The sequence below is a fragment of the Cohnella sp. OV330 genome (genome assembly GCF_900112065.1).
GTDB lineage: Bacteria > Bacillota > Bacilli > Paenibacillales > Paenibacillaceae > Cohnella.
Genome location: NZ_FOKE01000006.1, coordinates 83,000 through 104,629, shown reverse-complemented (window position 1 = coordinate 104,629; position 21,630 = coordinate 83,000). Strand labels below are relative to the sequence as shown.

The 21,630-nt window shown below is 62.0% G+C and carries 18 protein-coding genes; 5 read left to right on the top strand and 13 right to left on the bottom strand.

Annotation, left to right across the window (positions count from 1 at the left end):
* Window positions 1-21: 21 nt before the first annotated feature.
* From BM235_RS15655 to BM235_RS15645, 3 genes are all read right to left on the bottom strand, one after another.
* Window positions 22-381, bottom strand: a complete 360-nt coding sequence (locus BM235_RS15655) for a hypothetical protein (RefSeq protein WP_369803516.1) — start codon at window positions 379-381, stop codon at window positions 22-24.
* Window positions 382-461: 80 nt separating this feature from the next.
* The gene (locus tag BM235_RS15650) at window positions 462-3,554 is read right to left on the bottom strand and encodes an AAA family ATPase (RefSeq protein WP_090114865.1); all 3,093 of its coding nucleotides are present in this window, start codon (window positions 3,552-3,554) and stop codon (window positions 462-464) included.
* On the bottom strand, window positions 3,511-4,716 hold the full coding sequence (locus BM235_RS15645) for an exonuclease SbcCD subunit D (protein WP_090114863.1): 1,206 nt from the start codon (window positions 4,714-4,716) through the stop codon (window positions 3,511-3,513). The genes BM235_RS15650 and BM235_RS15645 overlap by 44 nt, the downstream gene beginning before the upstream one ends.
* A gap of 222 nt (window positions 4,717-4,938) precedes the next feature.
* Here BM235_RS15645 and BM235_RS15640 point away from each other — a divergent pair, with 222 nt between their 5' ends.
* The 4 genes from BM235_RS15640 (at window position 4,939) to BM235_RS15625 (ending at window position 9,078) form a co-directional block, all read left to right on the top strand.
* The gene (locus BM235_RS15640) at window positions 4,939-5,433 is read left to right on the top strand and encodes a DUF2269 family protein (protein ID WP_090114861.1); all 495 of its coding nucleotides are present in this window, start codon (window positions 4,939-4,941) and stop codon (window positions 5,431-5,433) included.
* Between the two features lie 180 nt (window positions 5,434-5,613).
* Complete coding sequence (locus tag BM235_RS15635) at window positions 5,614-6,279, top strand: 3'-5' exonuclease (protein WP_090114859.1); 666 nt, start codon at window positions 5,614-5,616, stop codon at window positions 6,277-6,279.
* A 208-nt stretch (window positions 6,280-6,487) separates the two neighbouring features.
* Window positions 6,488-8,158 carry a dihydroxy-acid dehydratase gene (ilvD, locus tag BM235_RS15630; protein WP_090115441.1) on the top strand — a complete coding sequence of 557 codons (1,671 nt, stop codon included), beginning with the start codon at window positions 6,488-6,490 and terminating at the stop codon, window positions 8,156-8,158.
* A gap of 218 nt (window positions 8,159-8,376) precedes the next feature.
* Window positions 8,377-9,078, top strand: coding sequence for a G1 family glutamic endopeptidase (locus BM235_RS15625; RefSeq protein WP_255374404.1), 702 nt, complete (start codon window positions 8,377-8,379; stop codon window positions 9,076-9,078).
* Window positions 9,079-9,180: 102 nt separating this feature from the next.
* On the opposite strand, the gene BM235_RS15620 is transcribed toward BM235_RS15625, so the two are convergent.
* Window positions 9,181-10,677, bottom strand: coding sequence for a polysaccharide deacetylase family protein (locus BM235_RS15620; protein ID WP_090114857.1), 1,497 nt, complete (start codon window positions 10,675-10,677; stop codon window positions 9,181-9,183).
* Window positions 10,678-10,901: 224 nt separating this feature from the next.
* Here BM235_RS15620 and ytvI point away from each other — a divergent pair, with 224 nt between their 5' ends.
* Entirely contained in the window at window positions 10,902-12,071 is a 1,170-nt protein-coding gene (gene ytvI, locus BM235_RS15615) for a sporulation integral membrane protein YtvI (RefSeq protein WP_090114855.1), read from the top strand.
* On the opposite strand, the gene BM235_RS15610 is transcribed toward ytvI, so the two are convergent.
* The 9 genes from BM235_RS15610 to BM235_RS15570 all read right to left on the bottom strand — a co-directional run bounded on the left by BM235_RS15610 (window position 12,013) and on the right by BM235_RS15570 (window position 21,496).
* Window positions 12,013-13,851, bottom strand: a complete 1,839-nt coding sequence (locus tag BM235_RS15610) for a peptidoglycan D,D-transpeptidase FtsI family protein (protein WP_090114853.1) — start codon at window positions 13,849-13,851, stop codon at window positions 12,013-12,015. The genes ytvI and BM235_RS15610 overlap by 59 nt on opposite strands.
* 175 nt (window positions 13,852-14,026) lie before the next feature.
* A complete protein-coding gene (locus tag BM235_RS15605) occupies window positions 14,027-16,159 on the bottom strand; it encodes a methyl-accepting chemotaxis protein (RefSeq protein ID WP_255374403.1) in 2,133 nt (710 codons plus the stop codon).
* A gap of 262 nt (window positions 16,160-16,421) precedes the next feature.
* Window positions 16,422-17,708, bottom strand: a complete 1,287-nt coding sequence (locus BM235_RS15600) for a peptidase U32 family protein (protein WP_255374402.1) — start codon at window positions 17,706-17,708, stop codon at window positions 16,422-16,424.
* Window positions 17,708-18,634, bottom strand: a complete 927-nt coding sequence (locus BM235_RS15595; RefSeq protein WP_090114852.1) for a peptidase U32 family protein — start codon at window positions 18,632-18,634, stop codon at window positions 17,708-17,710. Before BM235_RS15595 ends, BM235_RS15600 begins: the two co-directional genes overlap by 1 nt.
* A gap of 129 nt (window positions 18,635-18,763) precedes the next feature.
* The gene (mltG, locus tag BM235_RS15590; protein WP_255374401.1) at window positions 18,764-20,086 is read right to left on the bottom strand and encodes an endolytic transglycosylase MltG; all 1,323 of its coding nucleotides are present in this window, start codon (window positions 20,084-20,086) and stop codon (window positions 18,764-18,766) included.
* Window positions 20,087-20,174: 88 nt separating this feature from the next.
* Entirely contained in the window at window positions 20,175-20,492 is a 318-nt protein-coding gene (locus tag BM235_RS15585) for a DUF1292 domain-containing protein (RefSeq protein WP_090114849.1), read from the bottom strand.
* Window positions 20,489-20,794 (bottom strand): DUF1292 domain-containing protein, encoded by a 306-nt coding sequence (locus tag BM235_RS15580; RefSeq protein WP_090114837.1) that lies wholly within the window; start codon window positions 20,792-20,794, stop codon window positions 20,489-20,491. The genes BM235_RS15585 and BM235_RS15580 overlap by 4 nt, the downstream gene beginning before the upstream one ends.
* Window positions 20,787-21,221: a Holliday junction resolvase RuvX gene (gene ruvX / locus BM235_RS15575; protein WP_090114835.1), complete on the bottom strand. Its 435-nt coding sequence runs from the start codon at window positions 21,219-21,221 to the stop codon at window positions 20,787-20,789. Before ruvX ends, BM235_RS15580 begins: the two co-directional genes overlap by 8 nt.
* Window positions 21,221-21,496 (bottom strand): IreB family regulatory phosphoprotein, encoded by a 276-nt coding sequence (locus BM235_RS15570; RefSeq protein ID WP_177244236.1) that lies wholly within the window; start codon window positions 21,494-21,496, stop codon window positions 21,221-21,223. The genes ruvX and BM235_RS15570 overlap by 1 nt, the downstream gene beginning before the upstream one ends.
* Between the last annotated feature and the right edge of the window lie 134 nt (window positions 21,497-21,630).

Genomic DNA, 21,630 nt, shown 5'->3' with positions numbered 1-21,630 from the left:
GGAATCGCCGCGATATCTCGGCTACTCCCGCTCTACATGGACCAGCGCGATTTTCTTTAACGCATAGGTTCCGAAAAGCTGCTCTTCTTTAAGCACGTTCAGCTTGACGAGCCCCGCGAGCCTCGAAGGATCCGCGCGGGAGACGAGCCGCCACAGCTCGTCGTCGGGGAGCGCCGCCTTCAGCTTCTCGTCGTCGTATTCCCTTCGTTCCTGCTGCACGATCTTCACGTTGTAGCCGCCGATCTCCGCCTGAGACAGCCCCTCAGCTTCGCAATACGTCAGGATTTCCCCGCGCAGTTCCGACAGCTCTTTTTCGATTTCCTTCTGTTTGCTTTTCAGGTCGTAAAACCGCTTGACCGCAGCCTTGTCCAAACGTCCCACACCTCTCGTCTTTTTGGTTCATGTATATGACGGGAGGCGCCGGTATAGACAAATGTTGCCTGCCTGCGGCAGAATTCGGTTCAACTGATCCGGAACTTCGTATAGCTGCAGCCGTCGGCCGACTTTTTCACTTCGAGCACGGCCGGGATCGCTTGCTTGAGCTCCTGTACGTGCGAGATGATGCCGATCATTCGCCCGGTCTGCTGGAGCTGGACGAGCGTGTCGACCGCCTTGCTCAGCGATTCCTCGTCGAGCGAGCCGAAGCCTTCGTCGATGAACATCGTCTCGAGCGACACGCCGCCCTCGTAAGCTTGAATGACGTCGGCCATGCCGAGCGCCAGGCAAAGCGATGCGTTGAACTTCTCTCCGCCGGAGAGCGTCTTCACGTCGCGCAGCTGGCCGGTGTAGTTGTCGAAGACGTCCAGGCCGAGACCGCTTTGCTTGCCGTGCTTTTCCCGGCGGTCGCTGCGCACGAGATAGAACTGTCCGCCGGATATCGTCCGCAGGCGCAGGTTGGCCGCCGAGAGGATGCGGTCGAGAAATTCCACGAGCAGGTAGCGCTCGAACGAGATCTTATGCCGGTTGTCGCCGCGCACGACGTCGTACAGATCCTTCACGAGCTGGAAATCCCGCTCCGACTTCCGCCATTTGTCTTCGGCTTCCAGCAATTTGGCGCGTCCTTCGGCGCCTTTCTCCAGATGCGTCTGCGCTTCGCGCAGCGACGATCGCGTCGCCTCCGCCTGCCTCTCCATCCGCTCCGCATCCTCGGCGAGCGCGGCCAGGTCGGCCCGTTCCTTGCTCTGAAGCTGGACGCCCAGCTCCTCGATCTGCCGCACGACCGCAGCGAGCCCGGCCAAAAATCGCTCGATCTCCGCCTTCATGTCCGCCATATCCCGCTCCGGCAGCTTGGCCGCCCGGTAGTCGGCTTCCGAGGCGAAGCCAGCCCGGACCAGCTCCGCGGCAAAATCGCCCTGCGCCTCCGCTTGACGCGCATTCGCCTCGGCCAGCTGCCGCTCCGCGCCTTCCAGATGAGCCGCCGCCGCGGCCTGGCGTTCCCCCGCCTGCCGCAGCTGCTCCTGCGCAAGCCGCCACGCCGCGTCCAGGCGTTCCTTTTCCTGCTCCGCCTCCCGGAGCAGCCGCTGCAGCGCCTCGAGCGTCCGGTGTCCCTCGGGCAACCCGGCCAGCGTCCGGTCGTACACCGCCTGCGCCGCGGCATGAGCCGTACGCCGCTCCTGCGCGACGGCCGTACTCCTCTCCTTGTCCGCCGCCGCGGCTTCAAGCGCGGTCTCCGCCTCCGCCAGCTTGCGCCGCAGCTCGTCCAGCGCCGCCTGCTCGGCCTTGAGCCCGTCCACCTGGACGCGCATCCGCTTGCCGTTCTCGACGAGCTCCGCGTATGCCGCCTCGGCCTGCCCGGGGTCGCGCCCGCCGCGTTCGATCTCGCCCGCTTTGTCCCGCAGCTGCGCGTCCGTGTGCTCCCGCTTCGTCTTCGCCGCCAGATACAGCGTCTCCCGCTCCGCCTTGTCCCCGCGCTGGCGGTCCAACGCCTCGCGGGTCGGCATGTCGGCCGGCGGCTCGGCCGGACGAGGATGCGCCTCGCTGCCGCATACGGGACACGGCTTGCCGTCGTGCAGATGCGCGGCCAGCTGGCCGGCCTGGCCTTCGAGCCATCCCGCCTCCAGCGCCAGGTACCGCTTCGCGGCTTCCTCGTGCGCGAGGCGAAGCGCCGCTTCCTCCTCCGCCTGCGTCACGGCCGCGCGTCTAAGCAGCACGTACTCGCGCAGCAGCGTCGCCTCCTGCAGCATCCGCTCGAAGCGCTCGGCGAGCTCCGGCAGTCCGCGCACCGCCTCCTCTGCCTGCCGCGCGCGATCGGCCAGCGCCTTGCGCGCCTCCTGCCGGGCGGCAGCCGCGGCCTCAGCCGCCTGCTGCTCGCCCAGCGCCGCCGCGGCCTCGCGCTGGAGCCGGCCGAGCGAAGCGCGGCGCTCCTCCAGCTCGCGAACGGCCGGCAGGTCGCGCGAGAGCCGCTCGAGCTCGCGCACGAGCGCTTCGCGCCGCTCGCCGCGCCCCTCCTCCTGCGCATGGCGCTCCCGCGCGGCGGCAAATTCGCGAGCCGCCCGCTCCGACGCTTCTACGGCCGACTGCCGAAGGCCCTCGGCAGCCTTTGCCTGCGCCTGAGCGCTCTCGCGCAGACGCTCCCGGACCTCGAGCGGCAGCGTCTTCTCCGCCAGCGCGAGCCGTAGCTTTTTCCCTTCGATCTCCGGGATTCGCGCTTCAAGTCCCTGGCGCTCCGCCGTTTTGCGGTCCAGCTCGCCGTACAGCTCGTTCACGCGCGCTGCCGCATGATAGCGCTCGATCAGCGTCTTATGCAGCCGGCTCTCCTCGTCGAGCCTGGCTTGCCGGACGGCCTTTTCGCCTTCATAGTAAGCCATCTCTTCGTCCAACGCCTCGAGCACCTGGTGCACGTTGAAGTGCTCCTGGCCGAGCACGCGCACGAGCGCGGAGCCCTCCCGCTCTGCCAGCGACAGCTTCAGGTTCGCCGCCTGCATGTCCAGATCGCGCCTCGCGAGCTCCCATTCGGACTGCGACGCTTTGCGCTTCTCGTTCAAATACTCGGCGACGAACTTGAACAGATGCGTGCGGAAGATCCGCCGCAAAATTTCTTCTTTGTTTTCCGTATCCGAAGTGAGCAGCTTGCGGAATTCGCCTTGCGGCAGCATGACGATCTGGCTGAACTGCTCCTTGGTCAGCCCGAGCAGCGCCTGCATCCGTTCGTTGATCTGCCGGACGGCATGGCGATCCACCATCATTGTCTCCTCGCCGCCGGTCGTTTCGACGAACTCGTACTTTTCGCCGGTCGCGCTCTTGTTGCCCGTCTTCACGTGCGGCAGCTGCCGCAGGATGCGGTACGTCCGGCGCTTGAGCTCGAATTCGAACTCGACGGACGTATACAGCTCGTCCGAGGCGAACTGGCTGCGCAGCATGCGAACGTCGCTGCGGTCCTCGCCGCTCGCCTCGCCGTACAGCGCGAAGCAGATCGCGTCGAAGATCGACGTTTTGCCCGCGCCGGTATTGCCGGACACCAGGAACAGGCGGTTGCCCGACAGCTCAGCGAAGTCGATGACCTCCTTGTCCTTATACGGCCCGAACGCCGTCATCGTCAGCCGTACCGGCAACATGTCGCTCATCCTCCTCGTTTTCGATATCCCGCAGCGCCGCAAGGAACAGACGCTCCGTCTCCTCGGACGCTTCCCCGCCCTTCGCCTCCAGGTAGAACGCGCGGAACAGCGTCAGCATGTCCATGCCGGCCTTGCCGCCCGGCGCGGTCCCTTCCTCGGCCGAGGCCGCGACCTGCTGCATCGCCAGCTCCCGCTCCACGTGCATCGCGTTCGGGAAGACCGACCTGACGCGCTCCATCGGAGACAGCACCGCCTGCTCGTCCAGCAGCCTGACGTATATGTAATCCTCGCTCGGCGTCTGCCGCTCGATCTCCTCGATATATCCCGTTACCGTGCGCATGTCGCGCCGCGGGACGAGCACCCGCTTTTCGACCGAGGCGCCGCCTTCTCCGTCCAGCTCCACGATGAGATAGCCTTTCTGGTGGCGCTCCTCGGAGATCGAGTACTTCAGCGGCGAGCCCGCGTAGCGGACCGTCTCCGAACCGACGAAGTGAGCCTGGTGCAGATGGCCGAGCGCCGTGTAATGAAAGCCGCGGAAATGTCCCGCGCTCACGTGCTCCGTGCCGCCGATCGAGAGCGGACGCTCGGAGTCGCTCGTATTGGGCTCCGCCTCGCCGCGCGGCGTCACGAAGGCGTGTCCGACGAGCACGTGACGCGCCGCGGGGTCCATGGCGCCGCGGATCCGCTCCGCGATCGCGGCCATCGCGCCGTCGTAGGTGCGGATCGTCTCGTCCCGCAGCGCGAGGCGCACCGCCGCCGGATCCGCGAACGGCACGAGGTGGAAATGAACCGGCCCGTACGCGTCGCGCAGCACGACCGGGCCCGACGAAGGGTCGAACTCGCCGGCCATGTGAAGACCCGCAGCCTTCATGAGGCCGCTCCCGAAGTTCAGCCGGCTAGGACTGTCGTGATTGCCGGAGATTGCGATCACCGGCGTGGCAAGCTCCAGCACGATGCGCTGCAGCGTGCGGTCCAGCAGTCCGACGGCGTCCGTCGGCGGTACCGCCCGGTCGTACAGATCGCCCGCGATCACGACCGCGTCGGGCCGCTCGGTCTCGATATCGCGCATGAACTGCTCAAGTATATATTGCTGGTCTTCGGTCATGTATACGTTCTGGATCAATTTCCCGAGATGCCAATCCGCGGTATGGAAAAATTTCAAAGACGAACACCTTCTTGTCATTCTTTTTGTTCATTATACAACACGATCGGTCCGCAACGCGGCACGGAAAGGATTTCAAACCGTTACATTCCCGGCCCGGAATCGCCGTTTCCCGATGTGACTCGTCATGCATTTCCGTCATGAAAAGTGATGACAGCCCGCAGAAAAATACCGTGCTAGCATGGGATTATTCCGTTAAAACGAGAGGAGAACGAACAAAAAATGTCGTTTACAGGGTACGCTTATCTGGAAGAAAATTGGCTTGGCCTGCTGGTCGCCGTCCACGTGATCTCCGCGATCGTCGGCATCGGCCCGACTTACTTCGGCCATGTCCTGCTTCGCAAGGGCCAGACGCTCGGTCAACTGCGCGATTCGCTGCGGCTGTCCGCCAAGCTTGAAATGTTCCCCAAAACGCTCGGCTCCCTCGCCGTGCTGTCCGGCTTGCTGCTCGTCTGGCTTGGCGATTACGGCTGGAATCAGCTGTGGATTATCGCTTCCATCGCCGATTACGTGCTCATCCAAATCGTCGTCATCGCCTTCATGGCGCGTGCGGCGGCCGACGTCGCGGCCAAGGCGCAAGCCGACGCGGGTCCAGCCGACCGGCAAGCCTCGGCCGAGCTTCAAGCGGGCGTCGCCAAGGTCAACGCGATCAATTACGTAGCTACCATTCTCGGCATCGTCCTATTTCTGCTCATGTTTTTCAAGCCCGCGCTTTAACGCGAATTTCGTCCGAGCCTGGTGCCGGCGATCGTCCCTTTCCCGGGACGGACGCCGGCATTTTGCCGTGAACACCATGACAAATAATTGGCGGAGGTCTATAATACGTTAAGCCGGACTTTTAATTACGCGATGTTCCGCGGTGCGCACCGCCGCGCGGACGGCCCGAGGTGTGATTCCTTGACTTACATTGTATATGACCTGGAGATGACCGTTCGCCGGAAAAAAGGACAGATCGCCGAGATCATCGAGATCGGCGCGGCCAAAGTCGGCCTCGTCGAAGGCGTTCCGGGCATCCTCGATACGTTTCAAGCTTTCGTCCGTCCGACCGTCGTGCCGACGCTTTCAACCGATACGACCGCCTTCACCGGCATCACCCAGGACGACGTCGACGCCGCGAGCCGGCTTCCGGAGGCGCTCGCCGCCTTCGTCTCCTGGATCGGTCCCGACGAGTATTTCCTCTGCGCCTGGGGTCCCGACGACCTGCGCCAGCTGTTGCAGGAATGCCGTCAGATGCAGATCGACACGAAGTGGATGATCAATCACAACAACCTGCAGAAAATGCTGTCCAAAGTGTTCAAGCTGGAAAAGCACCAGCAGATGGGGCTCAAGGCTGCGCTCGAAATGCTCGAGATTCCGTTTTCCGGCTCCCACCACCGGGCGCTCGACGACGCGCTTAATACGGCGCAGGTGCTCGTAAAGCTGCATGACCGTTTGACCTTCAGGCGCAACAAGCCGGCCGAGGAGCCCCAGACCGAATCCGAAGTCGTCTACAAGACGGGGCACTTCGAGAATTTGCCCTTCGCGGCGCTGTCGGGCCTGCTGCCCCCGGATTCGGACCATTGACGCCTCGATTCGACTCTCGCCCCCTGCCGACAGGCAGGGGGCGTTCGCGCAAGCTGCGGCAATCGCGTCGATTGCCTGCAGTCGCCTCAGCGGCATAGTAGCCGTTAGGCGCCCTCATGTGATAAAATTGTTTCTATTCGCACTTGCCCTACCCAAGTCCTAGCACGGCATTCATAAGAAACGGGGGATTCTCATCATGGCTTCCAAAATGCGCTCCGATATGATCAAAAAAGGCTTCGACCGCGCGCCCCACCGCAGCTTGCTGCGCGCTGCCGGCGTCAAGGAAGAAGATTTCGGCAAACCGTTCATCGCCGTCTGCAACTCTTACCTCGACATCGTGCCGGGTCACGTCCACCTGCAGGAATTCGGCAAAATCGTCAAGGAAGCGATCCGCGAAGCGGGCGGCGTCCCGTTCGAGTTCAATACGATCGGCGTCGACGACGGCATCGCGATGGGTCACATCGGCATGCGCTATTCGCTCGCGAGCCGCGAGATCATCGCCGACTCCGTCGAGACGATGGTCAACGCCCACTGGTTCGACGGCATGGTCTGCATCCCGAACTGCGACAAGATCACGCCGGGGATGATGATGGCCGCGCTGCGCGTCAACATCCCGACGCTGTTCGTCAGCGGCGGCCCGATGAAGGCCGGACGCACCAAGGACGGACGCGCCATCTCGCTGACCTCCGTCTTCGAGGGCGTCGGCGCCTACATGACGGGCAAGATCGACGAGCAGAGCCTGACCGAGCTCGAGCAGTTCGGCTGTCCGACCTGCGGCTCCTGCTCCGGCATGTTCACGGCGAACTCCATGAACTGCCTCGCCGAAGTGCTCGGCCTCGCGCTGCCGGGCAACGGCACGATCCTGGCCGTCGCGCCGGAGCGCCGCGACTTCGTCAGGAAGTCCGCCGCCCAGCTGATGGAGCTCATCAAGAAGGACATCAAGCCGCGCGACATCGTCACGCTCGACTCGATCGACAACGCGTTCGCGCTCGACATGGCGATGGGCGGCTCGACCAACACCGTGCTGCACACGCTCGCGCTGGCGCATGAAGCCGGCATCGAGTACCCGATCGAGCGCATTAATGAAGTGGCTAAGCGTACGCCGTACTTGTCCAAGCTGGCGCCGGCCTCCGACCACCATATCGAAGACTTGCACAACGCGGGCGGCGTGAGCGCCATCATTAACGAGCTGTTCAAAAAGGAAGGCACGCTAAAGGGCGACGTCATGACGGTATCCGCCAAGACGCTGCGCGAGAACGTAGAAGGCGCCGAGATCACGGACCACTCCGTCATCCGTCCGATCGACGACCCGCATACGAAGGAAGGCGGCTTGTCCGTCATGTTCGGTAACCTGGCGCCGGGCGGCTCGATCATCAAGGTCGGCGCGGTGGACAAGTCGGTCGGCGGCTATCACCGCGGCCCGGCGATCTGCTTCGACTCGCAGGACGACGTGCTGCGCGGTCTGGCTGAGGGCAAGGTCAAGGAAGGCCACGTCGTCGTCATCCGCTACGAAGGTCCGAAGGGCGGCCCGGGCATGCCCGAGATGCTCGCGCCGACGTCGCAGATCGTCGGCATGGGCCTCGGCACGAAGGTCGGCCTGATCACCGACGGCCGGTTCTCCGGCGCTTCCCGCGGCATCGCCATCGGCCACATCTCGCCGGAAGCGGCAGAAGGCGGTCCGATCGCGTTCGTCGAAGACGGCGACATGATCGAGCTCGACATGAACAACCGTACGATCACCCTCGAAGTAAGCGACGAAGAACTCGATCGCCGCCGGGCGAACTGGCCGGGCTTCGAGCCGAAGATCAAACGCGGCTACCTCGCCCGCTACTCCGCGATGGTGACCAACGCCAGCCGCGGCGGCGTCATGAAGATGTAACGACGAGTACTCGTTAACCCTTCTTCACGAACCGCTTTACACGAACCACTCTATGCGAGCCACACGAAGAAGCGGGAGCCGACGGCTCCCGCTTTTTGCATGCCTCCCCTCCCTTTCCGCTAGGCGCCCTCCGTTATCGCCTGAATTTTAACTTCACCCATACGTTCCGCTCCTCCGACGCATCCCTTATAGCATCACGAGAAGGGCGGTGGCGCCGAATGCCCAATATGAGCCGCAATATCCGATTGCAGCGTCCTTGCAAATTCGTCCGATCGGACAAGGCGCAAGGCACGGCGGTCGGCTGGACTTCCGCCAACTGGAGCGGTTACGCCCAGTCCGGCGGCGCAGGTGCTTACAATCGCGTCTCTGCGTATTGGACGGTCCCCTTTGTATTCCCTTCCGCGCGTCCGGTCTACTCGTCCGCCTGGATCGGCATCGACGGGTACAAGAACGGCAGCCTGATCCAGACCGGCACGGCGCATGAATTCGCGAACGGCAGCGCGAGCTATTACGCTTGGTGGGAGATACTGCCCGAAGCCGAGACTGTCATCCCGTATCCCGTTCATCCGGGCGATCGCATGCGCGCCGTCATCGCGAATCAAGGAAGCGGCAAGTGGTCGATCTCGCTGCGCAATCTAACGCGCGGCTGGCGGTTTCGTACGGTCCAAATCTACAAAGGACCTCGAACGTCCGCCGAATGGATCGTCGAAGCCCCGCAGGTCGGAGGGACGATCAGCAACTTCGCGCGACTGACCCCGGTTGCGTTCTCTTGCTGCCGCGCGAACGGGCGCAATCCTCGCTTGAAGCTCTCCCAGCGAGGCATCATGATTCAAAACGGACGGAAGGTGTCGATCCCTTCCTGCCCTAACCGGACAGGCGATGCCTTTCTCGTACGAGGCGTGCGATTGAAGCCCCGCTGAAGCGACCTATGAACAAAAACGCAGGGAGAAGGCAAATGACCTTCTCCCTGCGTTTCATTCCTGTACATGCTTAACCATCGATGTCCGGACTCGCAGACGCTTCTAAGCCCGATCGCCGGTTCGTCCGTCGCTGCCGAGCCTGGCTTCGGTATCGCCGTAACCCGCGGCCCCTACCGACGCCATGCCTTGCTCGATCTCGGCCTTCGAGGCGCGCGCTTTGGCGGGCGAATACGACCCTTTTTCCCATTCCATGAGCTTGATTCTAGACATGATGAGCATACGCGGCTCCATCCGCTCGCCGTGCGATTTGACCCGCGTCCGTCCCTGCGGATGAATAATGGCCGTCAAAAGACGCAGATAGCGGTTCGTAAACCAGGCAAAAACGCCCTTCTGAAGCGCGAACGTCTCGAAGCCCAGGCCCTCGGACCCGCGGTTGATCATCGATATGCCGTACAGCGCCTTGACGTCTTCGCCGCCGGGCAGCGAGCGAAGCTCCTTGGCCAAGAGCGGCAATGCCTTCTTGACGGACTGGATGACGCGGATGGCGATCTGCATCTCCGAACGGGAGGTCATGCCGATATCCAGCATCATTTTATTGACGAAGTGCAGCTCCAACACCCGGTCTCCCCGTTCGATCCGGCCGCCGTCTTCAAGCGTGATCGCCGGTCCGTCGTACCGGATGATCCGGTAGTGAAACGATTTGCCGTCTCCGACCGGGCGAAGACGGAAGATCCAGCCGAATACGTCCTCCCAAAGCATCCAAGCCGCTACGACCGTCCGCTTGAACGGTCCCGTTTTCGGCGCTGCGGCCGACTTGCCCTGACCTTGCTGAAAGATTCCTTCGGAAGAATCGGCGCTCGGCCCGCCGCTTCGCGCTTTGGATTCCTCCTTGTTCAGCTTGGTCTGCCGCATCATCTCGCCGATGCCGACGAAGCGCAGCCCCTCCCGCTTGCCGTCCTCGAGAATGCGGCCGACGGCATCGATCGTATTGGCCGGCGCATCGGGATCGGCGCCGAACGTATCGCCGCAATCGTGAAGCAGCAGCACTGCGCCGGGCTGCAGCTTGCGCCTGATCTTCCCGTAGAGGCGTTCGGCGCCCACCTTGAGCTTCCAGTCGCCGAACAGCGCGGTCCACAAGACGATCTGCGGCTTGCCGCGACCGATAAAATCGAAGACGTTGACGATGCCCCAAGGCGGGCGGTAATATCTCGGCCGCGTCCCCGTGATGCGCTCCACGATATCGCCGGTCCGTACGACATGCCGCCTGACGCTGACCGGCCCCATGATCCAGTTGCTGCGGTGAACGTAGTTGTGGATGCCGATGTCATGCCCCTCTTCATGCATGCGCCGCACGATGTCCGGATGCTTCTCCGCATGCGCGCCGACCACGAAAAAAGTCGCGTGCGCGCCGTGCGCCTTAAGCAGGTCGAGGAGCCTCGGCGTATAGACCGGGTGCGGCCCGTCGTCGAACGTCAGCGAGATCTCGCGCTCTGCGATGCCTCGGGAAAAGACGCGAAATCCGAACATCCGGCTGATGAATCCCGGCAAAAACGCGTAAAAAGTCAAAAAATAAAAGCCCCACCAAAGAATGACGTCCATGCGTTACCACCATCTTGCTTTCTGTTATGAATGTTGCCGCCGTTCAACTTCTCTTATTTTAACATAGGTCGTTCGAAAATTGACGATGCGTCGTATATCTTTTTGAAGTCGGACGCGATCCGAATAACCGCGCTTCTCATTTTGAGACGCCGTAGCCTTGTCCGCGTATTATCGGTTAATATAGTAACCATAGCCTCATCTAACCAACAAAGGAGAAGTACATAATGCTCTCGCTGTATCAAAAATACTGGAGAACCGCGTTCGACATCGCTTTGGTCGTTTTGACCGTCTGGCTTATCATGTTCGCTTTTAGTTATTTGTATAAGATTGCTACGCCGGTATTCCTTTCCTTTATTATTTTCCTCTGCATCGAGCCGCTCGCCCGCAGGCTGCACAAGCTGGGCATCCGCAAGGCGATCGCTTCCGGCATCAGCGTGCTGCTGTTCACGGCCGTGCTGCTCGCCGCGCTCGCCGGCATCGGCTTCATGTTTTACCACCAAACTTCCGAGCTCGTCGAAAAGCTGCCGAAATACCAAGACCAGGTCGAAGCTCAAATCCGATCGATCACGGCCGAAGTGCAACAGCGCTCCGACAGCCTGCCGGACGGCCTCGCGGACAAGCTGCAGGGCGCCGCCGAAAATATCGTCAAATTCGGCACAAAGCTGGCTACCAATCTGTTCAACGGCACGGTCGGCTTCGTCAGCTCCTTTTCCTCGTTCGTGCTGAACTTCTCGATCGCCCTGATCCTGGCTTACTTCTTAAGCGTCGAGATCGACATGTGGAAACGGCTGGCAGGCCAGCGCTCGCCCAAGACGCTCAAAACCGCGTTTACCTTTTTGCGCGAAAATGTGTTTAAAGGCATCGGGGCTTACCTCAAATCCCAGCTCAAGCTGATCAGCATCACCTTTCTGGTCATCCTGATCGCCCTGCTCGCGCTGCAGGTGAACAATGCGTTTACGATCGCGCTGCTCGCCGCCTTCTTCGACGTCCTGCCGCTGCTCGGCGTCAGCACGTTGTTCATTCCTTGGATCTTGTATCTGTTCATCGTCGGACAGACGGGCCTCGCCATCTGGCTCACCGCGCTGCTGCTCGTCGTGACGCTGACCCGCCAGTTCCTGGAGCCGCGCATCACGGGACAGACCGTCGGCGTCTCCGCATTTACGATGCTCGCCTTCATGATGATCTCGTTGTCCTTCTTCGGCTTCGCGGGCCTGATCGTGGCGCCGATCCTGATGATCCTGCTCAAGGCGCTGTACGATCAAGGCTACTTCCACAGATGGATTCGCTGGCCCAAAGAGGAATTCATCGTATCGCCCTTTAATCCCGTCGCGGAGACTACGACCGTGCCGGGGGGACCGGGTCCGTCCGCTCCAACCGACGAAGCGCGTCCATAATGTCGCCGAATACGGCCGGCGCCGCATTGCGGACGCCGGCCGTACGATTTTCCAGCAGCACGGCTACCGCATATCGAGGACGGCCTTTGGCCGGTCCGTATCCCACGAACCATTGATCGTTCATCGCCGGCCGCTTGCCGGCAAGCTCCGCGGTGCCGGACTTGCCGGCAAGCGGCCATTCGTTTGACCCGAGCGCCTGCTCGGCCGTGCCTTCCGTGACGACCGCTCGCATCGCTTCGCGCAGGGCGGCCGCCGTAGCCGGCTTGATGCTGCCGAATTCGGACGGCGCTCCGCGCGCAGGCATGCTCGCCAGCAGCCCGCCGTCGGCGTAGCGGATCTCCGTGGCGATCCGCGGCGACTGCACGCGACCGCCATGCAGCAGGGTCACGACCAGGTTGGCCGCTTGCAGCGGCGTCACCCGGACGTCGCGCTGGCCGATGCCCGTCCCCGTCCGTACCCCGCCGTCCTTGCCGGCCACAGGCGTTGCGAATATCGCGCCCGGCTGTTCCTCCTCCAGCAGGCGCAGCGGCTTGCCGTCGACGAACGAGCCGATCTGCCATCCGATCTGCCGGCCAAGCCCGAGCTTGTCGGCGGTTTCTGCGAGCAGCGCCGGATCGAGCCGCTCCGCAAGCGCGGCGAACACGACGTTGCATGATTCCGCGAACGCCTCCTTGACCGTCAGCACGCCGTGGCCGCCGTGCAGCCAACAGTTCAGGCCGTACCTGCCGTATGTACCCGTACAGCGGAACGTCTCGTCTAGCGTCGTGACGCCGGCTTCTAGCGCCGCAGCGAGCGTGACCGTCTTGAATACTGAACCAGGCGGAACGGCGATGAGCGCATGGTTGCGCGCGTCCGTACCCGCGATGCCGATGTGTGCCGGGTCGAACGCGGGCAGCGAAACCATGCAGAGGATGTCTGCACGGTCCGCGTCCAGCACGACGACGGCGCCTTCTTTAATCCCATGCTTTTTCATTGCCGCCTCTGCCGCGCGCTGTACGTCCGCGTCGATCGTCGTCCGCACCTGAAGCGGATAATGCGGATTCGCCGGTCCCGAGATGCGCATGCCGATGCCGGCGAGCGGACGCCGCGCGCCGTCTGTCGTCGCGACTGCGTAAGTGCTGCCGATGCCGCGAATCAGCCGGTTGAGCGACAGCTCGAGACCCGCCTCCCCGATCTGGTCGGCCGTTTTCGCTTTTCCTGAAGCCAGCTCCTTGCCGTACAGCTTCGTCAAACGCGCGGGGTCCTGCGCCGTATAGCCGATCGCATGCAGCGCCAAGCCGCCCCCGGCCTCAGCGCCGTAGCGCTCGACATAAGGCACCACGGCCACGCCGGTCAGGCCCAGCCCTCCGATTTGCTTCTCCTGCGCCTCCGTCAGCGCAACGACCGTACCCGTCTTCCCTTTTTTCCATACAAGCGGCTCGCGAATCGCGTCGAGCCAGGCGCCCACCTGCTCGACGCTCTCCCCGAGCGTATCCGCCAGCTTCTGCAGCAGACGGTCGGAGCCGCGAGGCATTCCGCCGGTCGGGTACGCCGCGAGCGCGCGGATCGTCTTGCCGGTCAGGGGCAATCCGTCGCGGTCGACGAACTGCCCGCGACCGCTATCGAGCTCCAGCGGATCCGAATGCTGCAGATAGGCTTGCTTGGACAGGCCTGCGACAGCATTCTCGCTTCGGCCGCCTCCCCCAAGCTGTACCCATGCCAGCCTCGCCTCCATCACGCCGAAGACGGCGGCCAGCACGATCATCAGTTTAAAAATCCGAGCATGCACCGGACCGTTCAACGGTCATCCCTTCCCCGTCTACGTATTGTAACGCTGTTATTCCCCATTGTTGCCCGGTCGCTTAACCGCTAACCTGCCGCGTGCGGGGAGACCCGTTTTCTCGCGAAAAAGAAAAACGCCGCCCCCGAACTCGGGAGCGGCATCCAATGTCTTAATGCAATGCGATTCGAATCGATTAAGCGACGGTGAATTGCGACAACGATTGACGTAGCTGCTGGGACACCGTCTCCAGCTTGTTGGACAGCTGCACGAGGCCGTCGCTGATGCCAAGCTGTTCGTTGCTTAGAGAGGCGACCTGCTCGCTCGTCGCCGAAGCTTGCTGCGCGACGGCGCTGACGTTCGTCATCGTCATCGTGAGCGTCTCCTGGGCTTGCTCGAGCTGCGATACCGATGCGGTAGCGGCATGGAGGCGCTCATTGAAGTCGCCCATGTGCGTTTGTACGTTTTCGAAAATTTTGTTGGCATCCCGGACGGCTTCGATCTGCTCTCTGAACAGCGGATACGCGTCGGAGAGCACGGATACCGTCTCGTCGATCTCCTGGCCGATTCGGTCGACGATCTCGCCGACGACGCCGATCGATTGGCGCGACTGGTCCGCGAGCTTGCGGATCTCGTCCGCGACGACCATGAAGCCTCTGCCGGCCGCGCCCGCGCGGGCTGCTTCGATCGTGGCGTTCAGCGACAAAATGTTCGTTTGCTTCGTCATGTTGCCGAGCACGTCGAGAATTTTGCTGATCGATCCGGTGCTCTCCTTGAGCTTGTCGACCTTGTCGACCATCGAGCGCGTCATCTCTTCGGTGTGCCCGGTTTTCTCCATCAGGCCGGCCATATACTGCGTGCCCTTCCGGCCGGCTTCCTCGACCTCATAGGCCGACTTGCCCATCTCTACGTTGGAGTCGATGACGGATACCACTTTGTCGCCGATCTGACTCGTCATCTCGCTTCCGCGCTCGGACTCGACGGCCAGGTTCGTAGCGCCGCCGGCGATCTCTTCTGTCGCCACGGCGATCTCCTTGGCCGCGCTGGCCGTCTTCGTCGACGCGAGCGTAAGCGAGCTGGCGGTCTCCAGCACCTCGCTCGCGGATTGATTGGTCTGGCGCACGAGCTCCGTGATGCGCTCCATCATCCGGTTGAAGCTGTCGGATACTTGTCCGATCTCGTCCTTCTGCCGGATGGAGCTGCGCACCGTCAGATTGCCCCGCTCGCCCTCGTTCATCAGATGGCGCAGCTGGCCGAGCGGCTTGCCGACGGTCCACATGATGAACAGGCCGATGAGCGCCGCGATGAGCACGGACAGACCGCACATGAGAAACGTCAGGTTGCGGATGACCTTCGCGTCCTTGACGAGCGAGGAGGTCGGGATGTTCCCGACGACGGTCCAGCCGCTGGTGCCGGCCGATGCGGAGCCGACGGAGAGCATTTCTTTGCCGCCCGACTTGATCTTGATTTCGCCGGACTGGTCCGGCAGCTTTTCTTCGTACTTCTGGCCCATCAAAGCGGCGTCGGCCGCATAGACGATCGTGCCGTCCGGCGCGACGATATACGTCGCGCTGCCGTCGCCGAAGCTCACGTTCGCCAGCATGTCCTGCAGCGCCTTGATGTTAAGCTCGATGACCAGCAGATAAGGATTGCCCGAATTGACGTTCATCAATGCGCGCCCGACCGCGATCGTCGGCGCCGTCTGTTTGCCGGTGATGCCCGTTTGCATCGTCGGCACCCATACGACCTTGCCTGCCGCTTGCTTCATCGTGTCCATGAATGCAGGCGGGTTCTCCTTCATGTCGGGGACGCCTCCCGCATTGGACGAGCCGATCACGGCCATGGAAGGATCGGTAGGCAGCAAGAAAATGCCGGCGATCGAATTGTCCGAGATCATGACGTTGGACAGCTTCGTCGTAATCGTACGCTGGTTGTCGAAGCGTTCGAAATCGTCCGTAGACGAAATAGCGGCACTTACCTGCGAGATAAACTCCGAGTCGGACAAAAACTCCATCGACTTGCGCTCATAACCGGAGAGGAGCAGGTCCATTCGTCCGGATACTTGCTTCGCCGTCTCCATGCTGGATTCGGATACTTTGTTTTCGATGACGGAACGGGACTTGGAATAGGAGAATAGTCCTAGTGACACGACGCACAGCAGGATCCCGCAGAATACAAGAATGAACAGCTTCACGCCGACAGAACGGATCGGGCTTTCCAGCTTCGTTTCTTTCATTTGTTGCCCGAATTTCTTCGCGAACCCTCCCAGCGTGTCGGCTCCTTGCTTCCACTCCACCGACTTGACACGATCGCGCCAACTTTGCTTCATCTGACACACCCTCCGAGACTTAGTTAAATGACTCTTGGCCGCCGAGACTGCGCCTAAAGGCGTACGGATCTCGAGCGGGAACCCGTTACTAAATTGCTATCGTGGATGCCGGAAAAACAAAAAAGCTTGCCGAACATCCGATAGCGCAGAATCATCTCCGAATATATATCGGTCATCTGCACTATCAGTGTTAATTCGACAAGCTGTTTTAATATCCTTTTGAAACGTTTTCTCGTCCAAACTATTTATTTTTTTGTCGAAATCAGACGGAACCGATCTTTTTTCGCATCATGTCGAGCGGGGCGACAGGTTCGGAAGTCCGGATCCGGAGCAGCTGGAGCGGATGCCGGGCTACGTCGACGGAGGTCCCGTCCATATCGGCTAGCGGTCCCGCGACCTGCTTGAAGCTTCGTCCGCCCGGGCCGACGAACTCGACCTCCGTGTTCGGACGGAACGGGCTGCGCTGTTCGACGACGGCGATCCCGGTCTCCGGATCGTACTCCCGTACGATGGCGGCGAAGTCGTACGGCGCCGGCTTTTCCTCGGGCTCGTAGATATGCTCTGAAGCGCCTGGCGTGCTGTAGAAAAAGCCGGTATTGAGCGGACGGTTCGCCGCCTTGCCGATCTCCGCTTCCCACTCCGGGCGAAGCGCGTAGCCCGCCGGATCCGCCATGTAAGCGTCGATTGCCTGGCGATAGGCGCCCACGACCGATGCGACGTAGTGGATGCTCTTCATCCGGCCTTCGATCTTGAAGCTGTCCACGCCCGCTTCGATGAGATCGGGAATATGCCGGATCATGCACAGGTCCTTGCTGCCCATCGTGAACATATGGTCGCCGGGATCGCCGACAGGCCCATGGTCCTGGTGCAGGTCGTACTTCCAACGGCACGACTGGCAGCACCCGCCGCGGTTCGAGTCGCGGTCGGTGAAATGGTTGGAGAGCACGCAGCGTCCCGATACCGAGGAGCACATGGCGCCGTGGATGAACACCTCGAGCTCCAGGTCCACGTGGGACTTGATCTCGCGGATCTCCTCCATGGACGTCTCTCTCGCGAGCACGACGCGGGGCAGCCCGACTTCCTTCCAGAACTGAACGGCCTGCCAGTTCATCGTCGACTGCTGCGTGCTCAGGTGTACTTCGAGTCCCGGCGCATGCGCCATCGCCGTCTCGACGATGGCGGGATCGGCCGTGATGATGGCCGCGATGCCGGCCGCTTCAAGCTGCTTCAAATATTCGGCGATGCCCGGGAGATCCTCCTGATGGGCATAAATATTGGTTGCCACGAAAACCTTCGCGCCGTAGCGCGCGGCGAATTCGACGCCTTCGCGCATTTCTTCGAAACTGAAGTTGTCCGCATTCGACCGCAAGCCGTAGCTTTGACCGCCGATATAGACGGCATCGGCGCCGTAGTGGACGGCGAACTTCAGCTTTTCGAGATTGCCGGCGGGCGCGAGCAGCTCGGGCCGGTCTAGCCGGTACCGGCGGCCCTTCCCTGCCGCGGATTCGGCGTCATGGACGGCAGTGCCGTTCATCGTCAACACCTCCATTAGTAAACTTGCTCCTTGTATAAAAAGCCGAAGCTGAGCTCGCGGCCGGGATCTTGAAGCGCCCGGATCGGCTCCAGCCATTCCTCGTCGAATTCGTACCCTTCCGGATCGCGATGCCAGGCGTCGATGACATGCCGGTAGCTGCGAAGCGCGGCGATGTTGTACGCCTCGGACTTCAGCAGCGGCTCGATATAGAAGCTGTCGATGCCCGCCTCGAGCAGCTCCGGCAGCGCTTCGAGCAGGCAAATATCGTCCGCGCTCATCACGTGGGTGCCGTCCGCGTCCTCGTAGACGGGCAGACGCTCGTCAGGACGCTCCGCCTCGATCAGGAACCGGCCTTCGCTCGGTCCCAGATCGACAAGGCTCGCCTCTCTGCCCAGGTAGTCCATATAGCTCTGCAGCAGGTTGCGCTGCGAATGGTAAATATTCGTCATGCCGTGCACCTGGACTTGAACGTCGATCGACCCGCTCCGTTTGAAATCGGCGATCTCCTCGCCGTTCAGCTCCCGCGCCAGGACGGCCCGGGTTACGCCGCGCTTCGCCCAGAAGGCCGCCGCCGCCGAATTCGTGCCCGTCATCTCGACGTTCCAATGCAGCGCGATGCCCGGCGCCGCGTCGCGGGCGGCCATCCATACGGCCGGATCGCCGAACGTGATGCCGTCGGCGCCTGCTTCGGACGCCGCGCGAAGATAGTCCGGCAACCCTGTCAGCTCATGGTTGCGCAGCAGCTTGCCTGCCGAGATATACGCCTTGATGCCGAGCGCATGCGCGCAGGCGACGGCTTCCTTCAGATTTGCTGCAGCGATCGACCCGGGAAGTCGCGCCCCGAATCTGGCATCGCCGATGAGCACGGCGCTAGCGCCGGCTTCGGCATAGGCTTTGATCTGGGCAAGCGAGCCGGCCGAGATCAACAGCTCCGTTGTCATTTCCCTCACCTCATCCAAACGTGAGGCCCGGCGCCTGCCTCCGCCGGCGCGCATCCGCTTGGGATGACGCGCCGCGCGATAGCCGCCGCCGGGCCGTGATGTCGGTCGCAAGCCTTCGCTTGCGCCGCTTTACTGTTCGTTCTTTTCGCTTTCGCGAATGTTTTTCTGATGCTGCTTGTAGGTCTCCGCGAACAGATGCGTGTTGGAGCCGTCCTTTTTAGTTACATAATACAGATAGTCGGTATCGGCCGGATACAGCACCGCTTCGATCGACTTGAGGCTCGGACTCGAGATCGGCCCAGGCGGAAGCCCCTTGTTCTGATACGTATTGTACGGGCTGTCGACCTTCAGGTCGTCGTTCGTCAGCTTCTCTTTTTGCTTGTCCAGCAAATACTGGATCGTCGCGTCGATCTGCAGCGGCATCTTCTTGTCCAGACGGTTCAGGATAATGCCGGCCACGATCGGCCGCTCTTCGTCCACGACGACTTCTCGCTCGACGAGCGACGCCGCGGTCAGCAGCTCGTGAAGCGTCCAGCCGCGCTCCTCCAGTACGCTCTGCCAATCTTCCGGCAGCGTACCGAGCTTGCGGTCGAGCTCTGCGAGCATCCTGTCGATAATATCGGACTCCGTGCTCCCCTTTTTCATCTCGTACGTTTCCGGGAACAAGTAGCCTTCGATCGGGTAGCGCAGGTCCCCGTCGGTCGGGATCTGCTTGGTCCAGGTCGAATTCGAGAACTGGGACGGATTGCGCACCGCGTTCATGAACTTGTCCTTGTCGACGATCCCTTCCTTCGCCAGACGGTCCGCGATCTGCACGACCGTGAATCCTTCGGGAATCGTGAAGCGAATCGTCTCGGCGGCGACCGTCTCGCCGTTGTTCAGCTTGGCCACGATCTCGCCGTTCGTCATGCCGGGCGTGAAGTCGTAGTCGCCGGCCTGGAACCTGGAGCCTTCGTTCTTGTATTTGAGCCACATGCTGAATAAGAAGGTGTTGCGGATAAGTCCTTTCGCTTCCAGCGTCTCGCCGACTTTTTTGGCGCCCATCCCTTTGCTGATGGTGACGCGTACCGCTTGATCCGAGGACCCGGGCGGCCGAAGTCCGTTCCATACGTAAAAAAGGATCGAGGCGGCGGCGATGACGACGAGTCCGAGCGCGATCAGGAAGGACCAAAGCCCGGCGTGCCCCTTCTTCGGCGGCTCGTCGTCTTCGGCCTCTTCTTCCTCGGGTTCGGGCGCGGATTCGGGCTTGCCTGCGGCGGCATTCCGCGCGGGCGCCGCCGACGACCGATCAGGCGGCGATACCGATCGCGCCCGCGGCGGCAGCGGCGCGATCGCAGGCTGCTCTTCTTCGTCGCGCACCCGGGCAGGCTCCGCATCGGGTTCTTCGCGGTCTTCCGGAAGATTGCCCGAATATACGGATTTCCACCCGTTGTTGTCGTCGTCTTTGCTCACGCTCTCGTCCCTCCTGCTTGAATAAAAAGCGGCCGAATAGCCGTGAAGAGCGGTCGCCCGCTCTCCACGAATGCCGCACCTATGGCCCTTAAGGCCGGTCGTCCGACCCGAACTGCAAGTCGTCGTAAGCCTCGGCGACGTCTTCCCACTCCTCGTCGTCGTCCACCGACTCGAGCTTCGGCTCGCCGGCGTCCTCCGACAAGACGCGGAACACCTCGATCTCGCCTTCCTTGCGCATCGCATCGCTCTGAAGCACGGCATAAGGCTTGCCGTTCACGCTAAGCTCGGCCAAGATCCGGTAGACCTGCGTCGATCCGCTCTCGCCGGTCAGCTCGATCTCGGAGCCGAACGCCTGATGCAGCGCGCCGCCCGGTGAGGCATGCCCCTGCTTCCCGGCGTCGCTCATTGCTCTTCACTGCCGCCGAACTCGGCCGCAAGCGTGTTGAACGTCTCCTCGACGATCTCCCACTCTTCTTCGCTCTCGATCGGATACAGCTTGATCTCGTCGTCCTCTTCGTCGAAGCGGAACGCGTATACCTCTTGCTCTTCGTCCTCGGCGTCGGCCGGCACGACCATCATATACTTGCGGTCGGTGCCGTCGTCGAGTTCGAAGCGCATGATCACTTCGAACGCCTCGTCGTTGCCGTCGTCGTCCGGGATATAAATAATCTCCGCTTCGTCTTCAGGGCGGATCGTATCGTCAGCCATGCAGATTAACCCCTCTCGATCTGGAATCCAAATAGCTCTGAAGCAAGATAGCCGCGGCCATCTTGTCGATGACCTGCTTGCGCTTCGCCCGGCTCACGTCGGCTTCGAGCAACGCGCGCTCCGCCGCGACGGTCGTAAGTCGCTCGTCCCACAGCTTGACGGGGAGCTTCAGCGTCTCCTCGAGCCTGCCCGCGAACGCGATGCACAAGTCGCCTCTGGGGCCGATGGAGCCGTTCATGTTCTTAGGCAAGCCGAGGACGATCTCGTCGGCCTCGAGCTCCGCAGCCAGCTCCGCGACCCTGCGCAGGCATGCGTCCTCGGTCTTGTGCTGGATGACCTCGACGCCCTGGGCCGTCCAGCCGAACGCGTCGCTGACGGCCACGCCCGTGCGCCTGTCTCCGTAGTCCAACGCCATGATCCTCGGCATCAGCGGTGCTGCTGAAGATAAAAGCGGACCATCTCTTCGATGAGTTCGTCGCGTTCTTTCTTCCGGATCAGACTTCTTGCGTTGTTGTGCCGCGGAATGTAGGCAGGGTCGCCGGACAGCAGATAGCCTACGATCTGATTGATGGGATGGTATTCCTTCTCCACCAGCGCGTCGTGCACCGTCAGCAGGATATCCTTCGCGGAGATCTCCTCCGGGTCGGGCATGACGTCGAATTTGACCGTCTTATCCATTTGATTCTTGTCGGACGAGCTCATTTTCGCAGCACCTCGCTTTATGCCAACATCATATCATATTCTCAGCTGGACGGGAAATGGAAGCGCGCTCCCGCCCTGTTCGGAAGTCGCCCGGCGAACCCGGCGAACGGGCGCTTTCGGCGCCGTATCGCAAG